Consider the following 16,125-nt stretch of genomic DNA (forward strand, 5'->3'; position numbering starts at 1 on the left):
GCCTCCAATATATTATGATAAGATTATGTGTCATTTAACCAGCAGTGCAACGACTACTTTGCAGCCATATGCTATAATTGAGTATACCACAGCCATCATCAATTATCATCTTACCAGGAGGTGTCTGTCAATGAAGACTGCCTTTATATTTGATCTCGACGGTGTGATTGTAGATACTGCAAAATATCATTATCTGGCTTGGCAGCGTTTGGCTGCTGAAATGGGGTTTTCTTTTGACGAAACTGACAATGAGCGTTTAAAAGGAGTTGGCCGCATGCAGGCGTTGGACATCCTTCTTGAAATTGGAGGTTTATCATTAACAGAAGATCGTCGTATTCAACTGGCACAGCAAAAAAACATATGGTATGTCGAATATTTGGAAATGCTTAATCAAGATGCTGTGCTTCCAGGCGCTGTCAATTTTTTGAAAAAAAGTCGGCAGCTTGGCTTGAAAACAGCCTTGGGTTCAGCGAGTCGAAACGCATCAACGATTTTGAAAAAACTCGATCTATTGCCATATTTTGATGTCATTGTGGACGGCAATAGCACGACACGTGCAAAGCCCGATCCGGAAGTGTTTGTGTTGGGAGCAAAAGCGCTTAACGAACCACCTTCCAGTTGTGTAGTTTTTGAAGATGCCCAGGCTGGTATTGATGCTGCTTTAAATGCGGGCATGACTGCAGTGGGTGTCGGCCTTCCTGAACACTTAGAGGGCGCCGCCCTCGTAATTCCTTCACTGCAAGTATTAACCCCTCAATCACTTATAATTCAATTACTCTAAGCACAGTTATGATAGCTATTGTACACATGTCAACCGCGTTAAATACCTGTATGCAATAAAGACCGCGAAGGATGAGCATCATCCTTTCGCGGTCTTTATTTGATCGATATACACTCCACCCATGTTCAACAACTGGGCCCATAAAAAATGATTTCACTGTATGCTGACACATGAATAAAACAACAGCAGATTAAAACTTAAACTTTGAAGATATTTTTCCAGCAGTTTTGATAACTTGGGATATAACCGCTTCCTTGTCTGTAATTCGAAAGGTGGGCATAGACACACTCACTGCCGCGATACAATTACCCAGTTGATCAAAAATGGGAGCTCCTATGCAAGTCAGGCCCACTTCCACTTCTTCATGATCAGTTGCAAAACCTTGATATCGAATAGTTTCACCCATTTTTTCAATCGCCTTTTTCTCGATAATGGTATTTGGAGTATACGATTTTAATAACTCGCTTGATTTCATTAAATGATCATAACAACCATTGCTATTGTAAGCCAGCAGACATTTTCCCACAGATGTGGCATGCAATTGTCGTTTATCACCAACATGAGGAACGGCTGAAAATTGCCGCTCAGCATCTGCTTTTAGAACTGTCACCGCATTCAGACCCAACGCTATGGAAACGTTCACACTCTCATTTAGGTTCTGTGCTAACTCTCTGATGGATGCAAGTGCAAGCTTTTCCAACATATTAACTATTTCTGTTTTGCTGCCAATAAGATAAGGCTTGATTGTCAGGTAATACATCTTAGATTGAACATCCCGATGAATATAGCCAGCTTCTTCCAGCGTCAAGAGTAAACGGTGCGTGGTGCTCGTAGGATAATTTAGTTCTTTGCTAATATCTGTCATATTCCATCCTGGTGCAATTGCAAACAGGTCCAACATTTGCAATGCTTTTAAAACAGATTGAATGCTGCCATTACTCATATGATCATCTCTCATATCACACTCTCTTTGTTTATCAAATGCACAAATGTTATCGGAAGGCAAGGATGGATGATGCAATTGCCAGGTCAATAGGTGCGCGACAGTTCATCATAAATCTTGAATGATTCAACCTTACATAACTGACAAAGAGGCAGGCATCATCAACCAAGCACATCTCCAATATCAAGAATGCAGACGATTCAGTTGATCATATACTCTGTCATTATCGAAACAGTTCAATCAAGCGGCTTCAGTTTTGCAGTAAAGTGTCGCAGTATAGCGGGCTCCCAGATAATTTTGTATCCCTTAAGCTGATCAGCACGCTCCCGAATCGATTTCAGTGCTTCAACGATCACATCCAGATGCGATTGAGTGTAAACACGGCGAGGCACTGCCAACCGGGTAAACTCAAACTCTGATTCAATTTGCTCTCCACTGTCTGGGTGATTTCCCATCATATAGGAACCGATGTCACAAGATCTAATCCCCGCTTCAATGTATAGTTCAAGTGCCAATGTTTGTGCAGGAAACTGATGATATGGAATATGGGGAAGCATTTTTTTAGCATCAATAAAAAGTGCGTGTCCACCGACGGGAGATTGGAAAGCTATACCGGCATCATGTAGTTTTCCTGCCAAATACTCCATCTGTCCAATCCGAATTTGCTTTTTCAAGCGCCCCTGCATCAATATCTGTTGCCAGAATATCAACTTCAGTCAAGGGTATAAAACGGGACATTAACATGACCAGCGTATAGGGCTCCTCGCCGGTAGAGCAGGCAGCACTCCAGATTTTTAATTTTCTGGTGCTTTTCATCAGTGACGGGATGACCTCTTTCTCCAACACTTCCCACTGTTGTGGATTCCTACGAAACTCTGATACGTTGATAGTCAAATAATTGATAAATTCTTCCATCAATCGTTTATCATTCTGCAACGCTTTAAGATAAGCATCGTAAGAACTCAGTCGGTTTCTGGAAATCAAAGATTCAATCCGCCGCTTCATCTGCCGTTCCTTATAGCTGGACAAGTCAATACCAGTCAAGCGATATACCTGTTCTTTAAACTGTTCATAACCTTCCATTGCGGTGCTCCTTTAGTTGCATCGTTCAGAACATTATTCTGGCTTGCTTTCTTCTGTTTCTTCAACAGTTTCAGTTTCTTCAATAGCTTCAGAATTATCATTCATCTCATTACCAGCGTCAGTTTCATCCGAATCCAGATTCGCCGTCTCCATTGCTGCTTCTTCTTTAAAAACATCACCAACAGCATCTCCAATGGTCACTGCTTGCTCTTCAGTATCTGAAACGCTATTCTCTGCTGTTTCTGCCTCATCAACGCTTTCATCAGTCTTACTGTCTTTTTCCACAGCGGCCATGCTCAAACTCATTCGCTGATCGGTCACGTTAACATCGAGTATTTTAACTTGTACTTTTTGGCCTTTTTGTAATACATCCGATGGTTTTGCTACGTGAGCTTCGCTAATTTGTGAGATATGCACCAAACCATCGAGTCCAGGTTCGATTTCCACGAAAGCACCAAAATCAACCAGACGGACAACGACGCCTTCAATGACTTCACCAATCTGGTACTTATCGCCTGCCACTTTCCAAGGCTCAGGCTGAGTTGATTTGAGACTTAGTGAAATACGTTCGCTGCTTTCTTCAAAATCTAATACTTCCACGTTAACTTGTTGACCAATTGAGAGAACGTCTGAAGGATGTTTAACACGTCCCCAAGATAACTCAGAGATATGAATAAGTCCGTCAATACCTCCAATATCAACAAAGGCACCGAAGTTGGTGATTTGTTTCACCTGGCCTTCAACAACTTGACCTTTTTGGAGTGTTACCAAGAGCTCCTTCTTTTTTTGTTCTTTTTCTTCCTGGATTACTACTTTACGCGATAGAATTACCTTGCTTCTTCTGCGATCCATTTCGAGAATTCGTACTTTTGACTGCTGGTCCACAAAAATATTCAGATCATCCACATATCGATCAGATAATTGGCTGGCCGGAATAAAACACTTCACATTTTTATAGTACGCAATCATTCCACCACGAACAACTTCTTTCATCGTTACGTCAATGGTTTCTTCTTTTTCTTTCGCATCTGACAGTTCAACCCATTCATTCATTGCATCCACTTTTTTGCGGGAAAGCAGTACATTGCCATCACCATCATCAACCTGAACCACACATACTTCGATTTCATCTCCCACAGAAAAATGGGCAGGAAGGTCAGAAGCAATTTCACCGGCAACTTCATCACGTGGAATGATACCGTCTGATTTATAGCCCAGGTTAACAGTAACTTCATCCCGGGTTACATTAATCACATGGCCCTTCACAATGTCGCCGCTGTGTAGGCGAACCATGGTTTTTTCAATTTCTTCCATCAGGTGATTCATTTCGTTATTTTGGTCGTTGTTGGTGCTCATTCAATTACCCCCTATGGTTGAATAGTTTCAGGTGAAGCATAGTGATTCCATTGTCTATTCGACAAAAAACACCAGATTCCTTCTATTCTTTGTAAAAAAATCAAATTATTTTACTTTTTCCCGTCCACTCATTCATCCGCGGGGTTTTTCTTAATTTTTTCACAAAAGAGTTGAGTGATTTTTTCCACCACCTCATGAATAGAAAGACTGGTCGAATCTATATGAACGGCATCATTTGCCGGAGTTAACGGATCGTGTTCCCGATTTTCATCAACAAAATCTCTTTGCCTTATTTGTTCTTCAATGGCTTGCAGCTGCAAATCTGGTTCTTGCTCACGCATTTCTTCAAAACGTCTGCGGGCTCTTTCTTTCACAGAAGCAGTCAGAAAAACTTTCAAGTCTGCTTTAGAAAGCACAACCGTTCCGATATCTCTTCCATCCATTACAACGTGAGAATGTTGTGAGATGCGTTTTTGTAATCGCACCATTTCTTCGCGGATTTCTTTAACAGAGGCGACTATTGAAACACCTTTTGTCACTTTTTCAGATCGAATCAACTCAGTTACGTCTTCCTGATCTAAAAAAATACGCCCATTTTTTATGGTGATCTCTGTCTGATTAGCCAGTGCAATCATCGCATGTTCATTATCAAGGAGAACATTTTGTTTGAGAATTTTATAGGTGATTGCCCGGTACATCGCTCCAGTGTCAATATACGTAAATGCCAGATTTGTTGACAAGAGCTTTGCAATCGTGCTCTTGCCTGCTCCCGCTGGTCCATCAATGGCAATTTGGTAAAAGTGGTCATTCTTTAATCCGCACAAAGTGTCATAAATAGAAAGAATTTCATCCCCTGGTGTGGAAGCTCCTGCGGTTAAACCGATTTTTTCTAAACCTATTAATTTACCAATTGGAAGATCTGTTTGAGTTTCCACCAGATAGGTGCTTTCTGGCAAAAGCTTCTGACATACTTCATACAACTTGCGTGTATTAGAACTGTGTCTGCCTCCCACTACAACCATCGCCGACACCAGCAATGCCAGTTCTGCAGCTGCTCGTTGCCGATCTTGTGTTGCCAGGCAAATCGTGTGATGGACATGTGTTTCGGGATTCAACTCAGTAAGCTTTGAAGCGATTCTGTCAAACACCTGAGCGGGCATCGTTGTTTGAGCAACCACACAGAGCGGTCCATCTTCCGGAACCCTTTTCAAGTCATTTTCATTAGAAACAATGATGCCTTGGTTTTGACACCAGCCATTGATACCAATAACTTCCGGATGTTCCGAATTGCCAACAATAACCACCGTTTCACCCAACTGGTGACGCGCCTGAACAATCGTCTGTATTTTTTTCACAAAGGGACAGGTAGTATCAACAACACGCAGCCCTTTTGCCTCCAAAACATCATGTACATCTTTCGCAACACCATGGGAACGGATAATGACAGTTCCTTCTACAGCTTCACTGACATCATTGATAATATATAATCCTTTTCTTTTAAGAGACTCGACAACTTGCTGATTATGAATGACAGGGCCCAGGGAACACACTGGATGCACACCTGCTTCAGTTGAATTCACTTCTTCTGTCGTTCGACGAACTGCTTTTTCAACACCAAAACAAAACCCAGAATGGCTTGCTAAAATGACTTCCAAGACATCTCTCTCCTATTCCTGAAACCTATTCAATCATTGCCAGTCAGGCCTCAGCTTAACTGCTTCTTTCAAATAAACGTGAACCACCTCAGATTTAGTGCGAGGGGTCTGAATAGTCAACAATACCCGGATACATCGTGGCAATTGGCCGATCACTACTTTTTCTTCCACATTCAGTATCGCCGTCTCATTCCACCCAAGTTGTTCACGAACGACAACGGAAGGGTACCTGGAAACCAAGTCAGATGTGGCGCTAACAAACAAATTGACAACCTGATCTTCATCCAGCTGATTTTGCTGAACTAACGCATTCATCAACTCCATCATGGCCGCATCTATGATTTCTGCCTGATCTTCTTCAACAGTTATCGCTCCTCTGAGGGATATCAGATTCACTCCATCACCTTCCTTGCAAAAGTAACTTGCCTGCTTTGTGCTACAACGATTATACATGAAATAATTCACTTTCACAAGGGCAGTCGAACATCATGGAATATCATCCTTATAACATAAAGAAATGCAACCGACAAAGATTGCATTTCAAGAACAGCTAAAGACACGGTGACTTGGAAGAAAAATTCACGCTTATTAGAAGTTACTTCTCTCGCCCATCGTATATATTGTATTTTTCCCAAATAGTTTCCAGTTTATTGAAGTACTCTGTAATATCTCGCTTTTCCCTCATTCCAATGGCAACAATAATGGCATTCAACAAACTCAAGGGCGCCACTAGTGAATCCACAAACGAAGCCATGCTGCTTTTGGCCGTTAGATAGTGATCGGCCAAACCTGCAATGGGAGAAATCGCACTGTCAGTAATCGCAACCACTTTAGCACCCTGCTCTTTCGCATATCTTGTCACTTCGATGGTTCGACTTGAATAGCGGGGAAAAGAAAGACTAATCAGCAGATCTTTTTCGGAGATGCGTAACATTTGCTCGTAAATGTCACTTATTCCAAATCCAACCATGCTGACATTTCCCAGAATCAAACTCAAATAGAATCCCAGAAAATCCGCCAGTGATTTTGAACTCCGAAGACCAATAATATAGATACGTTCAGCTTTCATCATTTCATCAATGACATTTTCTATATTATTATAATTAATACCTTCTATGGTCTGTCGAACATTTTCCATATCTGACTTCATGATTTTTTCGACCACTTCCATATCACTGGAGTAGTCTTTCCCCATTTCCACCCGCTGAACTGTTGTAAGTTTGGTTTTAATTATATCCTGAAGTGATCTCTGCAACTGTGGGTATCCCTCAAACCCAAGACTGTTGGCAAATCGAACAACCGTCGACTCACTCACGTTTGTTTGAGCCCCCAGCTTTGACGCTGTCATAAATGCCGCTTTATCATAGTGATCAATGATAAACTGTGCAATGCGTTTCTGGCCCTTGCTCAGCTTGGGGAATTGTTTCTGGATGCTGAGAATCAAATCATGCTGATCATCCATTGGGTCACCTCCGTCGTCAGATAATGCTTCTGGTTAATGTGCTTGATCAGACCTGTACCGGTTCCTCTGTCTATACTGAAAACGTTTCCGTCTATATGATTATACACCATAATTACATTTGGGTACAGTCGTTCTCAACTAGCAAAACCCTTGAAAGCTAATGGTTAACGTGATAGATCATCAACCGACTGAATCAGTTTATAGCCCTCTTGCAAAGCTTGTCGATTCAAGGTTTCTGTTCCCGGCGGAACACGTTTGAGTACTGCAGCTTCCAGAGATTCCCTTGTCACAGCCTGTGTAAGCTCACGAATGGCAGCCAATGCCACGATATTTGCCACCATCACACGTTTCAGCTTTTCTGTTGCGGTTTGAATGATTGGGATTCTGACAACCTGATAGTTTTCAAAGGTAGTTGGATTGATATCAATGGAATCATCCAGAATCAAAAGACCATTCATTTTGAGCGACAACAGGTACTTGTCACAGGCCTTTTGGGTTAAAGCCAGTAAAACATCGGCATTCTGTACTTTTGGAAAATCAATTTCATCATCGCTAATAATCACTTCCGCTTTACTGGCTCCGCCTCTCGCTTCTGGACCATATGACTGGGCCTGAATGGCATTCTTGCCTTCCAAAATGGCTGCTTCTGCCAGAATGATGCCTGCCAGAATCAGCCCTTGCCCACCGGATCCTCCCAATCTAACTTCAATTTTTTCACTCATGATCCGTCAGCTCCTTTTGCAGATTATCAATGATTTTTTGATATTCTGAAACGTACTCCGGCTTTTCTTCCCGGGTGAACTCACCAATGAAAAACTTATCTTCTTTCTTTTCGGGCGGCAACTTGTCGGCCATTTTAATATCAATGGCATTCTCTTTATAATAGTTCATCAAGTCAACTGCATTCCCTTTTTTATTTTTACGGCCATAATAGGTTGGACATCCACTGATAGCTTCAATCATCGCAAAGCCTTTATGGGCTATACCCGTCTGAATGTACTTAATGAGCTGGGGTACGTGATAGGCTGTAGACCGAGCCACATAAGTTGCACCTGCACCCGTCGATAGTTTGCAAATATCGAAGTCTGGATCAATGGTTCCGTAGGGAGCTGTTGTCCCTTTCTCATGATATGGAGTGGCAGGTGACGATTGCCCGCCTGTCATTCCGTAAATCTTATTATTGAATACAATTGTGGTGATGTCAATATTTCGACGTGCACTGTGTATCAAATGATTGCCGCCAATGGCCGTGCAGTCGCCATCACCAGTGATGACAATCACTTCGAGTTCAGGTCGGGCCAGCTTAACGCCAGTGGCAAAAGCAAGTGCTCTACCATGAGTTGTATGCAATGTATTGAAGTTCATATATCCTGTAGCTCGTGAAGAACAACCGATTCCCGAAACAACGCACACCTTCGTTTTATCCAGCTTTAAATTCTCGATTGCCTGTGCAACCCCTCGCATAATCACCCCGTGACCACATCCGGGACACCATATGTGTGGCAGTCGATGACTTCTGAAATTATCTTGGATCAATTGACTTCCCTGACTCATCTTAATATGCCTCCTTTACTTTAGCGATTATTTCTTCGGGAGTAATTGCTTCTCCGTTCACTTTTCCGTACTGGAATACTTTTGAATCTGGTGTTTTAACTCGGTGCACTGGAATCACATACTGTCCCAGATTCATTTCAGCCACCAGTATCTTTTTGGTTTTTTGTGTCAATGTATGAACGCGTTTTTCTGGAAAAGGCCAAAGGGTTATGGGGCGGAACAAACCAATTTTCATTCCTGCTTTTCTGCATTCTTTTACCGCCTGGCGAGCAGCTCTTGCAACACCGCCGTATGCTATGATGACCAGTTCAGCATCATCTGTTTCAAACTCTTCATAAGTAATAATGTCATCAACATTGTCCGAGACTTTATTCATTAAGTGGCACAGCAGTTTTTCGGCCACATCAGTGTCAGTTTTTGGAAAACCGTACTCATCATATACCAGACCCGTCACATGAAATGGATATCCATCACCAAATGCTGCCATGCGTGGCACAATTTCTCCGCGTTGAACCTCAAAAGCTTTGTAGTTGGGATCATTGGCTTTTGGTTTTAACCGATCAAATATTTCATACTCATCCGAGTTAGGTACTTCAATTCTTTCCCGCAAATGACCAATAATTTCGTCCATCATCAGAAATACCGGCGTGCGGTACTTCTCGGCCAAGTTAAAACAACGGATTGTCAAATCATAAGCTTCTCTCACTGATGAAGGACATAATGCAATTGTGGGATGATCTCCATGAGTCCCCCATTTTGCTTGCATCACATCTCCCTGGGATGGCGCTGTTGGAAGACCAGTACTTGGTCCTGCACGCATAACATCAATCACAACACAAGGAATCTGTGCCATTGCAGCGTAGCCAATGTTTTCCTGTTTAAGAGAAAAACCAGGCCCACTGGTTGCGGTCATCGATTTTAATCCCGCCAGTGACCCACCAATAGTAGCCGCCATACCGGCAATTTCATCTTCCATTTGTATAAACTTTCCTCCCAATAAAGGAAGTTTTTCTGCACAAAGTTCAGCAATTTCTGTTGATGGTGTGATGGGGTAACCGGCATAAAACCGCATCCCAGCAGCAATTGCTCCTTCTACACAGGCCTCATTTCCCTGCATTAATTTGACGACTCTATCACCCATTAATTTCATCCTCCTGTTCTTCCAGATATATGGCAAAATCGGGACAGCGCATTTCACACAAACCACAACTGGTACATTTTTCCGGATTAACAATTTGAACTTTATCGTTCTCAATCGCTAAAATTTTAACAGGGCAGAAGGCTACACATATGCCACACCCCTTACACCATGAAGTAATTGTCTTCAGTTGCTTTTTTTTTCGTTCTTTAGCCATCATCTCATCCCTTTCGCATTTTCATTCACTAGGTTCTTGCTGCTTGCATTTGTTTTTCAGATCATTTTGACGGAATCATCTATCACTAAGCATAGCAAAACATCGCAATAAATGCAATAAATATTTCATTTCTTATTACTTTTATCACTATTTGCAATTATAGTTTCATTCTTTGCAGAAAGTTGATGATTCGTGCAGGCTTGTTAATTATGTGTCAATATTACTATTGAGATTTATCAATCATTTTAGCCATTAAAGAAAACGTTTTCTTGTTGGCTTGTGCATCGATGGGATGTGAATCTTGCAAATAAGATATGTTGTAAGCATCTTTACAGTGTTGTCAAAAGACTGCAAGCTTCAAAAAAGTTATGAAAGCAGTCATCCTGGTAAAAGTTAATCCCCCGTGTTTATCTGAAAACGGTGAGACATATTTATATGCAATTAAAAAACGGCCTGCTAGAGACCGTTTTTTCACTCATGTTATTTAATTTTCAACTCCCATTTCTCCATATCTGGAATCAATGAGATATCTGTCATATCATAATGCAGTGGTGTGATAGAGACATAATGATTCTTGACAGCTGTCATATCACTGTCTGATTGCTGTGGCAAGTCCATTAGTTCGCCTGCCATCCAGTAATAAGAATTACCACGAGGATCTGTACGGTGTACAAAGTTATTGACATATCGTCGTATCCCAAGGCGGGTGACTTTAACACCTTTAATGAAAGTTTTATCACACACCGGATAGTTAACATTATAAATAATTGGTGACCGTTGCTTTGGTGTCAGTACTCGTGGAATCATATCTCTGATGAAAGCTGCGGCATCATCAAACTGTAAAATCTGATGATGTGCCATGGAAACTGCAATAGCCGGTAATCCCATAATCGCTGCTTCAATAGCCCCCGAAACGGTTCCGGAGTAAATGACATCAGTACCCAGGTTAGGCCCGTTGTTGATGCCTGAAACAACCAAATGAGGCAAATCATCTTTCAGTAATACATCCATTGTCAATTTAATACAATCAGCCGGCGTTCCGTTTATTGAAAAAGCCTTCACATCTTTCCCAAATCGACTGATGTTTTTAACGGTAATGGGAGAGTGCATCGTAATAGCATGTCCAGTGGCGCTTTTTTCCCGATTGGGTGCAGCCACTGTTACCCGAGCCATTTTCTTCAGCTCCATCGCCAAAGCGTAGATACCCTCAGCATAGATTCCGTCATCATTGGTGATGAGAATGTGCATCGTATCCGCTCCTTTAATCTGAACCGCTCTGAAAGCATGATGTCACCACCAGGCTTTATACCGGATGCGTCTTCTCTTCTTCGTTGTAGAGGGTGGTTTCGATCTGATACTTCTTCGACCAGCGGTCTTTGAAGAAGTTCATGGCGATTTGGGGAAAGAGGGCGTAGGAGAGCACGTCTTCAGGCTGCTCTTCATATTCTTTCATTTCTTCCCGTATTTTTGTCAGCTGCGGCGGAATGTCGTCTGCCGGCCGGTGGGTAATGACGGTGTCGTTGCCAATAATCTTTTGAATCATGGCGGTGTCGATTTCTTTGGCGGGTTTTCCGTAGAGGCCTTTGACGTAGTCTTTCACTTCTTTGGGAACCATTTTGTACCGTTCGCCGGCCAGTACGTTGAAGAGGGCCTGGGTGCCCACGATTTGGCTGGTAGGAGTCACCAGCGGAGGATAGCCCAGTTCTTCTCTGACCCGGGGCACTTCTGCCAGTACTTCATCCATTTTTTCCATCTTCTTTTGTTCTTTCAGCTGGGAGATGAAGTTGGACAGCATGCCGCCGGGAATTTGGTTAATGAGGGTGCGGGTGTCCACGCTCATGACTTTCAAGTCGATGAGGCCTTCGTTAAAGTATTTTTCCCGCAGGGGCCGGAAGTACTGGGCAATTTCGTCCAAGTGTACCAGGTCCATTTGGGTGTCGTATTCGGTGCCCTGCAGGGCAGCCACCAGGGGTTCGGCGGCGGGCTGGGAAGTTCCCAGGGCCATGGGGGAGATGGCGGTGTCGACGATGTCGGCACCGGCTTCGATGGCTTTGATGTAGGTCATGCTTCCCAGGCCGCAGGTGTCGTGGGTGTGTACCTGTATGGGCAGGTCAACGGTCTTTTTCAGGGCTGACACCAGTTCGTAGGCGACGTAGGGGGGCAGGATACCAGACATGTCTTTGATGCAGATGGAATCGGCGCCCATCTGGGCCATGGCTTTGGCCTGTTCCAGGTAGTAGGCGGTGTTATGGACGGGGCTGATGGTGTAGGAGATACAGCACTGGGCATGGCCGCCTTCTTTGTTGATGGCTTTGACGGCGGTTTCCAGATTACGCACGTCGTTGAGGGCGTCGAAGACGCGGATGATGTCGATGCCGTTGCCGATGGCACGCTTGACAAACTCTTCCACCACATCGTCGGCATAGTGCTTGTATCCCAGAATGTTCTGTCCTCGCAGCAGCATTTGCAGCTTGGTGTTTTTGATGGCTTTTCGGATGATGCGCAGTCGTTCCCAGGGGTCTTCATTCAGGTAGCGCAGGCAGGAATCAAAAGTGGCTCCGCCCCACATTTCCAGGGAGTGGTAGCCGGCTGCATCCATTTTTTCTGCGATGGGCAGCATCACGTCTGTTGGCATTCGGGTGGCCATTAATGACTGGTGGGCGTCCCGATAGGTTGTGTCTGTTAGTTTTACCTGTCCCATTGTTGTGCCTCCTTCTTTTATCTGCTAATGTTTCAGGGTATTTAAATCCTATTATACTGGATGAACCAGATTTCGGCAATGAGTATTATTAGTTCCTCTGAATGATTATTAAAATTGGGGACTGACTCCTGCCAGCGTTTATTTTAGTAATTTCTGTTACGTGCCACTCCGGTTCCTTTAACTGTCTAACATACTCAAGCAATTTTTGTTGTTCCTCTGCGCCACCCAGATGGCCGCTGTAAGACATAATGGAGATCAGTCCGCCATTTTCAAGCAGCCCTCCCGCTATTAGAGATTGTAATGCTGGTTGCAGGCTGCTCCAAGAAGTGGTGGTGTCTTTTATGCCTCCCGGCAAATATCCCAGATTAAACATGGCAGCATTCACTGTTCTGGGTAAGTATTTTGCAAGACGGCTATGACAGTCGTTGATGAGAGAAATTTCTTCATGGTGCCATAAGTAACCCGCTTCACTCAGGTAATTTCTGGTTCTTTCGATGGCAGCCATCTGAACATCAAACGCGTACACCTGTCCACCAGGACAAACTTGCCTCCATAAAAAACATGTGTCCAACCCATTTCCCATGGTGCCGTCTATTACATAATTCCCGCGTTTTAGCCGTTTCTCCAATAGTTCTTGTGCAAGGGCAGCATATTTGTGAATAGAATGCTGATACATCTAACTAAGAACCTCCTCTGCAGGTTCCTTCGAAAATGACAGCAGGCTTTGCCGCCAACATGTTCCGATTGTGAAAATCAGCAAACAAGTCCTGAAAATCCATATCCATTATTGACACTTTATCAGCAGGTAAAAATGCATCCTGCAATACCATGAGCTTTTGATGAAAACGTCTGTCTACAATGACCCATTCCACAGATTTACGATATAGTGAATGAAGAGTGGTTCGAATCAGACCATCCTGAATTATTGGATCCTGGCCTTCTGTTTCAATGTATAGTAGTTGATAAATCTGTCCATTGACTTTCCGGATTGTCAAAAAACCCTTCAGCTGATCATTATCCAGGAACATGAAAAACCGATCACCTGCGTTGAAGGAAAGGTGTTCCTCCACCTGATCCTGCAAGAAACTCATTAGTTTGGCATCTTCACCTGTTTTCATTTCCCTCACTTCGATCATTATTCTCACCTGCCAAAAGAAAGATTTTCGATAGACTTTGATCAAACTGTGTCTACCCTCAGGATTGATCTGGATTCATTAACTGATTCACTTCTTCAGCACTCAGGTAACGCCATTCTCCCGGCTTTAAATCACCTAACGTTAAAGAACCAACGCCTACACGTTTAAGCTGGCTGACCGGATACCCCAAAAAATCACACATTTTTCTCACTTGACGGTTTTTTCCTTCTCTTAGGACGATCTCCACCTGGCACTTGTTTGGCTTTTTTTTCAATATCTTAATTTCAGCTGGTGCAGTCACATACTCCTCAATGCTAACACCGCTTCTGAACTGGTGCATCGCATCTTCTGTGATAACTCCCTGGAGCCATGCCTGATACACTTTCTTTGTTTGATATCTGGGATGCGTCAGCCGCAACGCTACGTCACCGTCACTGGTAAGCAGCAAAAGACCAGATGTCAGGTAATCCAGTCTGCCGACTGGATACAGACGCTCGCTCACTTTCACTAGGTCAACTACTGTTGTTCTTCCAAACTGATCTTTTGCCGTTGAAACAACTCCAATCGGTTTATGAAGTAGAATCGTCACTTTTTGTTGTGATGGAAGCACGCATTTTCCCCGGTATGTCACCTGATCTGTGCCCGAGTCAATTTGGTACCCCATTTCAGTGATCACCTTACCATTGACGGCCACGTGTCCCGAAGCAATTTCACTTTCACACTGTCTTCTTGAGGCTATACCGTTCATTGACAAATATTTTTGTAAACGTATTTTCATTCTTTCAACGCTCCCTACGGATAAACACGGTTTAGCGTACGGGCAAAGGGGATCGTCTGACGAATATGATCGATGCCACATATCCAGGCAACGGTTCTTTCAAGTCCCAATCCAAAACCGGAATGTGGAACTGAACCGAATTTCCTAAGCTCAATGTACCATTGATATACTTCTTCGGGAAGATTTTCTGCCCGAAGCTTTTCAAGCAGCAGCTCCAAATCATGAATCCGTTGCGATCCTCCAATTATTTCGCCATATCCTTCTGGCGCAATGAGGTCGGCTCCCAGAATCACTTCAGGATTCATTGGATCAGGCTGCATGTAGAACGCTTTCATAGACGTTGGAAAATGAGTAATGAAAACAGGTTTTTCATACTGATCTGCAATATGCGTTTCATGCGGTGCTCCAAAATCATCACCCCATTCGAACTCAAAACCTGCATTTTTCAGCATTTCCACTGCTTCAGTATAGGTGATGCGGGGAAAAGGTGGTTCAATTTTTTCAAGAGCAGTTACATCGCGCCCCAATAACTCCAATTCTCTTCGGCGCTGTTGCAAGACTCGTTTGATCACGTAACTAACCATTTCTTCCTGCACTTTTAAATTTCCCTCAAAATCAACAAATGCCATTTCTGGTTCGATCATCCAAAACTCATTCAGATGTTTCCTGGTTTTTGATTTCTCAGCCCTAAACGTTGGACCAAAACTATATACTTTTCCGAAGGCCATCGCTGCTGCTTCAGCGTAAAGCTGGCCCGTTTGTGACAAATAGGCATTTTCGCCAAAGTAATCAATTTCAAAAAGTTCTGTGGTTCCTTCGCAACTGGCAGGTGTAATGATAGGTGGTTCCACCAGCACAAATCCTGCTTCATGAAAAAATTCCCGGAGTCCCAGGTTAATTTCATCCCGTATGCGAAGTATGGCATGTTGTCTCGGTGTTCTCATCCACAAATGCCGATAGTCCATGAGAAAGTCTGTACCATGTTCCTTTAATGAAATTGGATATCCTTCTTCAGCTCGACAAACAACTTCGACTTCTCTGACCAGTAGTTCATATCCCAGCGCAGATCGTTCATCGCGTTGCACCATTCCTGTGACATGGAAGGAAGACTCTTGCGGAAGATTCTTGCAAGCTTCAAAAACAGCTTCAGACACTTCCTTCTTGACAACAACACCTTGAATGAATCCGGATCCGTCACGAATCTGAAGAAAAATGATTTTGCCGCTGGATCTTTTGTTGTAAAGCCATCCGGATAAAGTGACAATCTGGCCTTCATAAGCACAAATCTTTTCAATAGTTGTTCTGATCATCTCTTGTCCCT

The 16,125-nt window shown here is 43.3% G+C and carries 18 protein-coding genes and 1 pseudogene; 1 reads left to right on the forward strand and 18 read right to left on the reverse strand.

Annotation, left to right across the window (positions count from 1 at the left end; translation table 11 throughout):
* The first annotated feature begins 130 nt into the window (after positions 1-130).
* A complete protein-coding gene (gene pgmB, locus AAIG11_RS02705) occupies positions 131-781 on the forward strand; it encodes a beta-phosphoglucomutase (RefSeq protein ID WP_343184734.1) in 651 nt (216 codons plus the stop codon).
* A 190-nt stretch (positions 782-971) separates the two neighbouring features.
* Here pgmB and AAIG11_RS02710 read toward each other — a convergent pair whose 3' ends face one another.
* The 18 genes and pseudogenes from AAIG11_RS02710 to asnS form a co-directional block, all read right to left on the reverse strand.
* On the reverse strand, positions 972-1,814 hold the full coding sequence (locus AAIG11_RS02710) for an IclR family transcriptional regulator (protein WP_343184735.1): 843 nt from the start codon (positions 1,812-1,814) through the stop codon (positions 972-974).
* A 146-nt stretch (positions 1,815-1,960) separates the two neighbouring features.
* Positions 1,961-2,371 carry a beta-eliminating lyase-related protein gene (locus tag AAIG11_RS02715; RefSeq protein ID WP_343184736.1) on the reverse strand — a complete coding sequence of 137 codons (411 nt, stop codon included), beginning with the start codon at positions 2,369-2,371 and terminating at the stop codon, positions 1,961-1,963.
* Entirely contained in the window at positions 2,343-2,807 is a 465-nt protein-coding gene (locus AAIG11_RS02720) for a CheR family methyltransferase (protein WP_343184737.1), read from the reverse strand. Before AAIG11_RS02720 ends, AAIG11_RS02715 begins: the two co-directional genes overlap by 29 nt.
* A 33-nt stretch (positions 2,808-2,840) precedes the next feature.
* Positions 2,841-4,163, reverse strand: coding sequence for a 30S ribosomal protein S1 (gene rpsA, locus AAIG11_RS02725; protein WP_343184738.1), 1,323 nt, complete (start codon positions 4,161-4,163; stop codon positions 2,841-2,843).
* A 128-nt stretch (positions 4,164-4,291) separates the two neighbouring features.
* Positions 4,292-4,987, reverse strand: coding sequence for a (d)CMP kinase (gene cmk / locus AAIG11_RS02730; RefSeq protein WP_343184923.1), 696 nt, complete (start codon positions 4,985-4,987; stop codon positions 4,292-4,294).
* 12 nt (positions 4,988-4,999) lie between these two features.
* Positions 5,000-5,818, reverse strand: a pseudogene (gene ispH, locus AAIG11_RS02735) (4-hydroxy-3-methylbut-2-enyl diphosphate reductase); the annotation flags it as partial.
* A gap of 33 nt (positions 5,819-5,851) precedes the next feature.
* Positions 5,852-6,214 (reverse strand): chorismate mutase, encoded by a 363-nt coding sequence (aroH, locus tag AAIG11_RS02740; protein WP_343184739.1) that lies wholly within the window; start codon positions 6,212-6,214, stop codon positions 5,852-5,854.
* A 199-nt stretch (positions 6,215-6,413) separates the two neighbouring features.
* Complete coding sequence (locus AAIG11_RS02745) at positions 6,414-7,280, reverse strand: MurR/RpiR family transcriptional regulator (RefSeq protein WP_343184740.1); 867 nt, start codon at positions 7,278-7,280, stop codon at positions 6,414-6,416.
* A gap of 164 nt (positions 7,281-7,444) precedes the next feature.
* On the reverse strand, positions 7,445-8,002 hold the full coding sequence (locus tag AAIG11_RS02750; protein ID WP_343184741.1) for a 2-oxoacid:acceptor oxidoreductase family protein: 558 nt from the start codon (positions 8,000-8,002) through the stop codon (positions 7,445-7,447).
* Positions 7,995-8,834 carry a 2-oxoacid:ferredoxin oxidoreductase subunit beta gene (locus tag AAIG11_RS02755; RefSeq protein WP_343184742.1) on the reverse strand — a complete coding sequence of 280 codons (840 nt, stop codon included), beginning with the start codon at positions 8,832-8,834 and terminating at the stop codon, positions 7,995-7,997. The genes AAIG11_RS02750 and AAIG11_RS02755 overlap by 8 nt, the downstream gene beginning before the upstream one ends.
* 1 nt (position 8,835) lies before the next feature.
* On the reverse strand, positions 8,836-9,975 hold the full coding sequence (locus AAIG11_RS02760) for a 2-oxoacid:acceptor oxidoreductase subunit alpha (protein WP_343184743.1): 1,140 nt from the start codon (positions 9,973-9,975) through the stop codon (positions 8,836-8,838).
* Positions 9,968-10,189, reverse strand: a complete 222-nt coding sequence (locus AAIG11_RS02765) for a 4Fe-4S dicluster domain-containing protein (protein ID WP_343184744.1) — start codon at positions 10,187-10,189, stop codon at positions 9,968-9,970. The genes AAIG11_RS02760 and AAIG11_RS02765 overlap by 8 nt, the downstream gene beginning before the upstream one ends.
* A gap of 480 nt (positions 10,190-10,669) precedes the next feature.
* Positions 10,670-11,437: a 5'/3'-nucleotidase SurE gene (gene surE / locus AAIG11_RS02770; protein ID WP_343184745.1), complete on the reverse strand. Its 768-nt coding sequence runs from the start codon at positions 11,435-11,437 to the stop codon at positions 10,670-10,672.
* Positions 11,438-11,492: 55 nt separating this feature from the next.
* Positions 11,493-12,890 carry an oxaloacetate decarboxylase subunit alpha gene (locus AAIG11_RS02775; protein ID WP_343184746.1) on the reverse strand — a complete coding sequence of 466 codons (1,398 nt, stop codon included), beginning with the start codon at positions 12,888-12,890 and terminating at the stop codon, positions 11,493-11,495.
* A gap of 88 nt (positions 12,891-12,978) precedes the next feature.
* Positions 12,979-13,566, reverse strand: a complete 588-nt coding sequence (gene mnmM / locus AAIG11_RS02780) for a tRNA 5-(aminomethyl)-2-thiouridylate-methyltransferase MnmM (RefSeq protein ID WP_343184747.1) — start codon at positions 13,564-13,566, stop codon at positions 12,979-12,981.
* A gap of 4 nt (positions 13,567-13,570) precedes the next feature.
* A complete protein-coding gene (locus tag AAIG11_RS02785; protein ID WP_343184748.1) occupies positions 13,571-14,026 on the reverse strand; it encodes a hypothetical protein in 456 nt (151 codons plus the stop codon).
* A gap of 58 nt (positions 14,027-14,084) precedes the next feature.
* Positions 14,085-14,804 carry a pseudouridine synthase gene (locus tag AAIG11_RS02790; RefSeq protein WP_343184749.1) on the reverse strand — a complete coding sequence of 240 codons (720 nt, stop codon included), beginning with the start codon at positions 14,802-14,804 and terminating at the stop codon, positions 14,085-14,087.
* 14 nt (positions 14,805-14,818) lie between these two features.
* The gene (asnS, locus tag AAIG11_RS02795; RefSeq protein ID WP_343184750.1) at positions 14,819-16,114 is read right to left on the reverse strand and encodes an asparagine--tRNA ligase; all 1,296 of its coding nucleotides are present in this window, start codon (positions 16,112-16,114) and stop codon (positions 14,819-14,821) included.
* Between the last annotated feature and the right edge of the window lie 11 nt (positions 16,115-16,125).

This window comes from Anoxynatronum sibiricum, assembly GCF_039414295.1.
Taxonomy (GTDB): Bacteria; Bacillota; Clostridia; order Peptostreptococcales; family Tindalliaceae; genus Anoxynatronum; species Anoxynatronum sibiricum.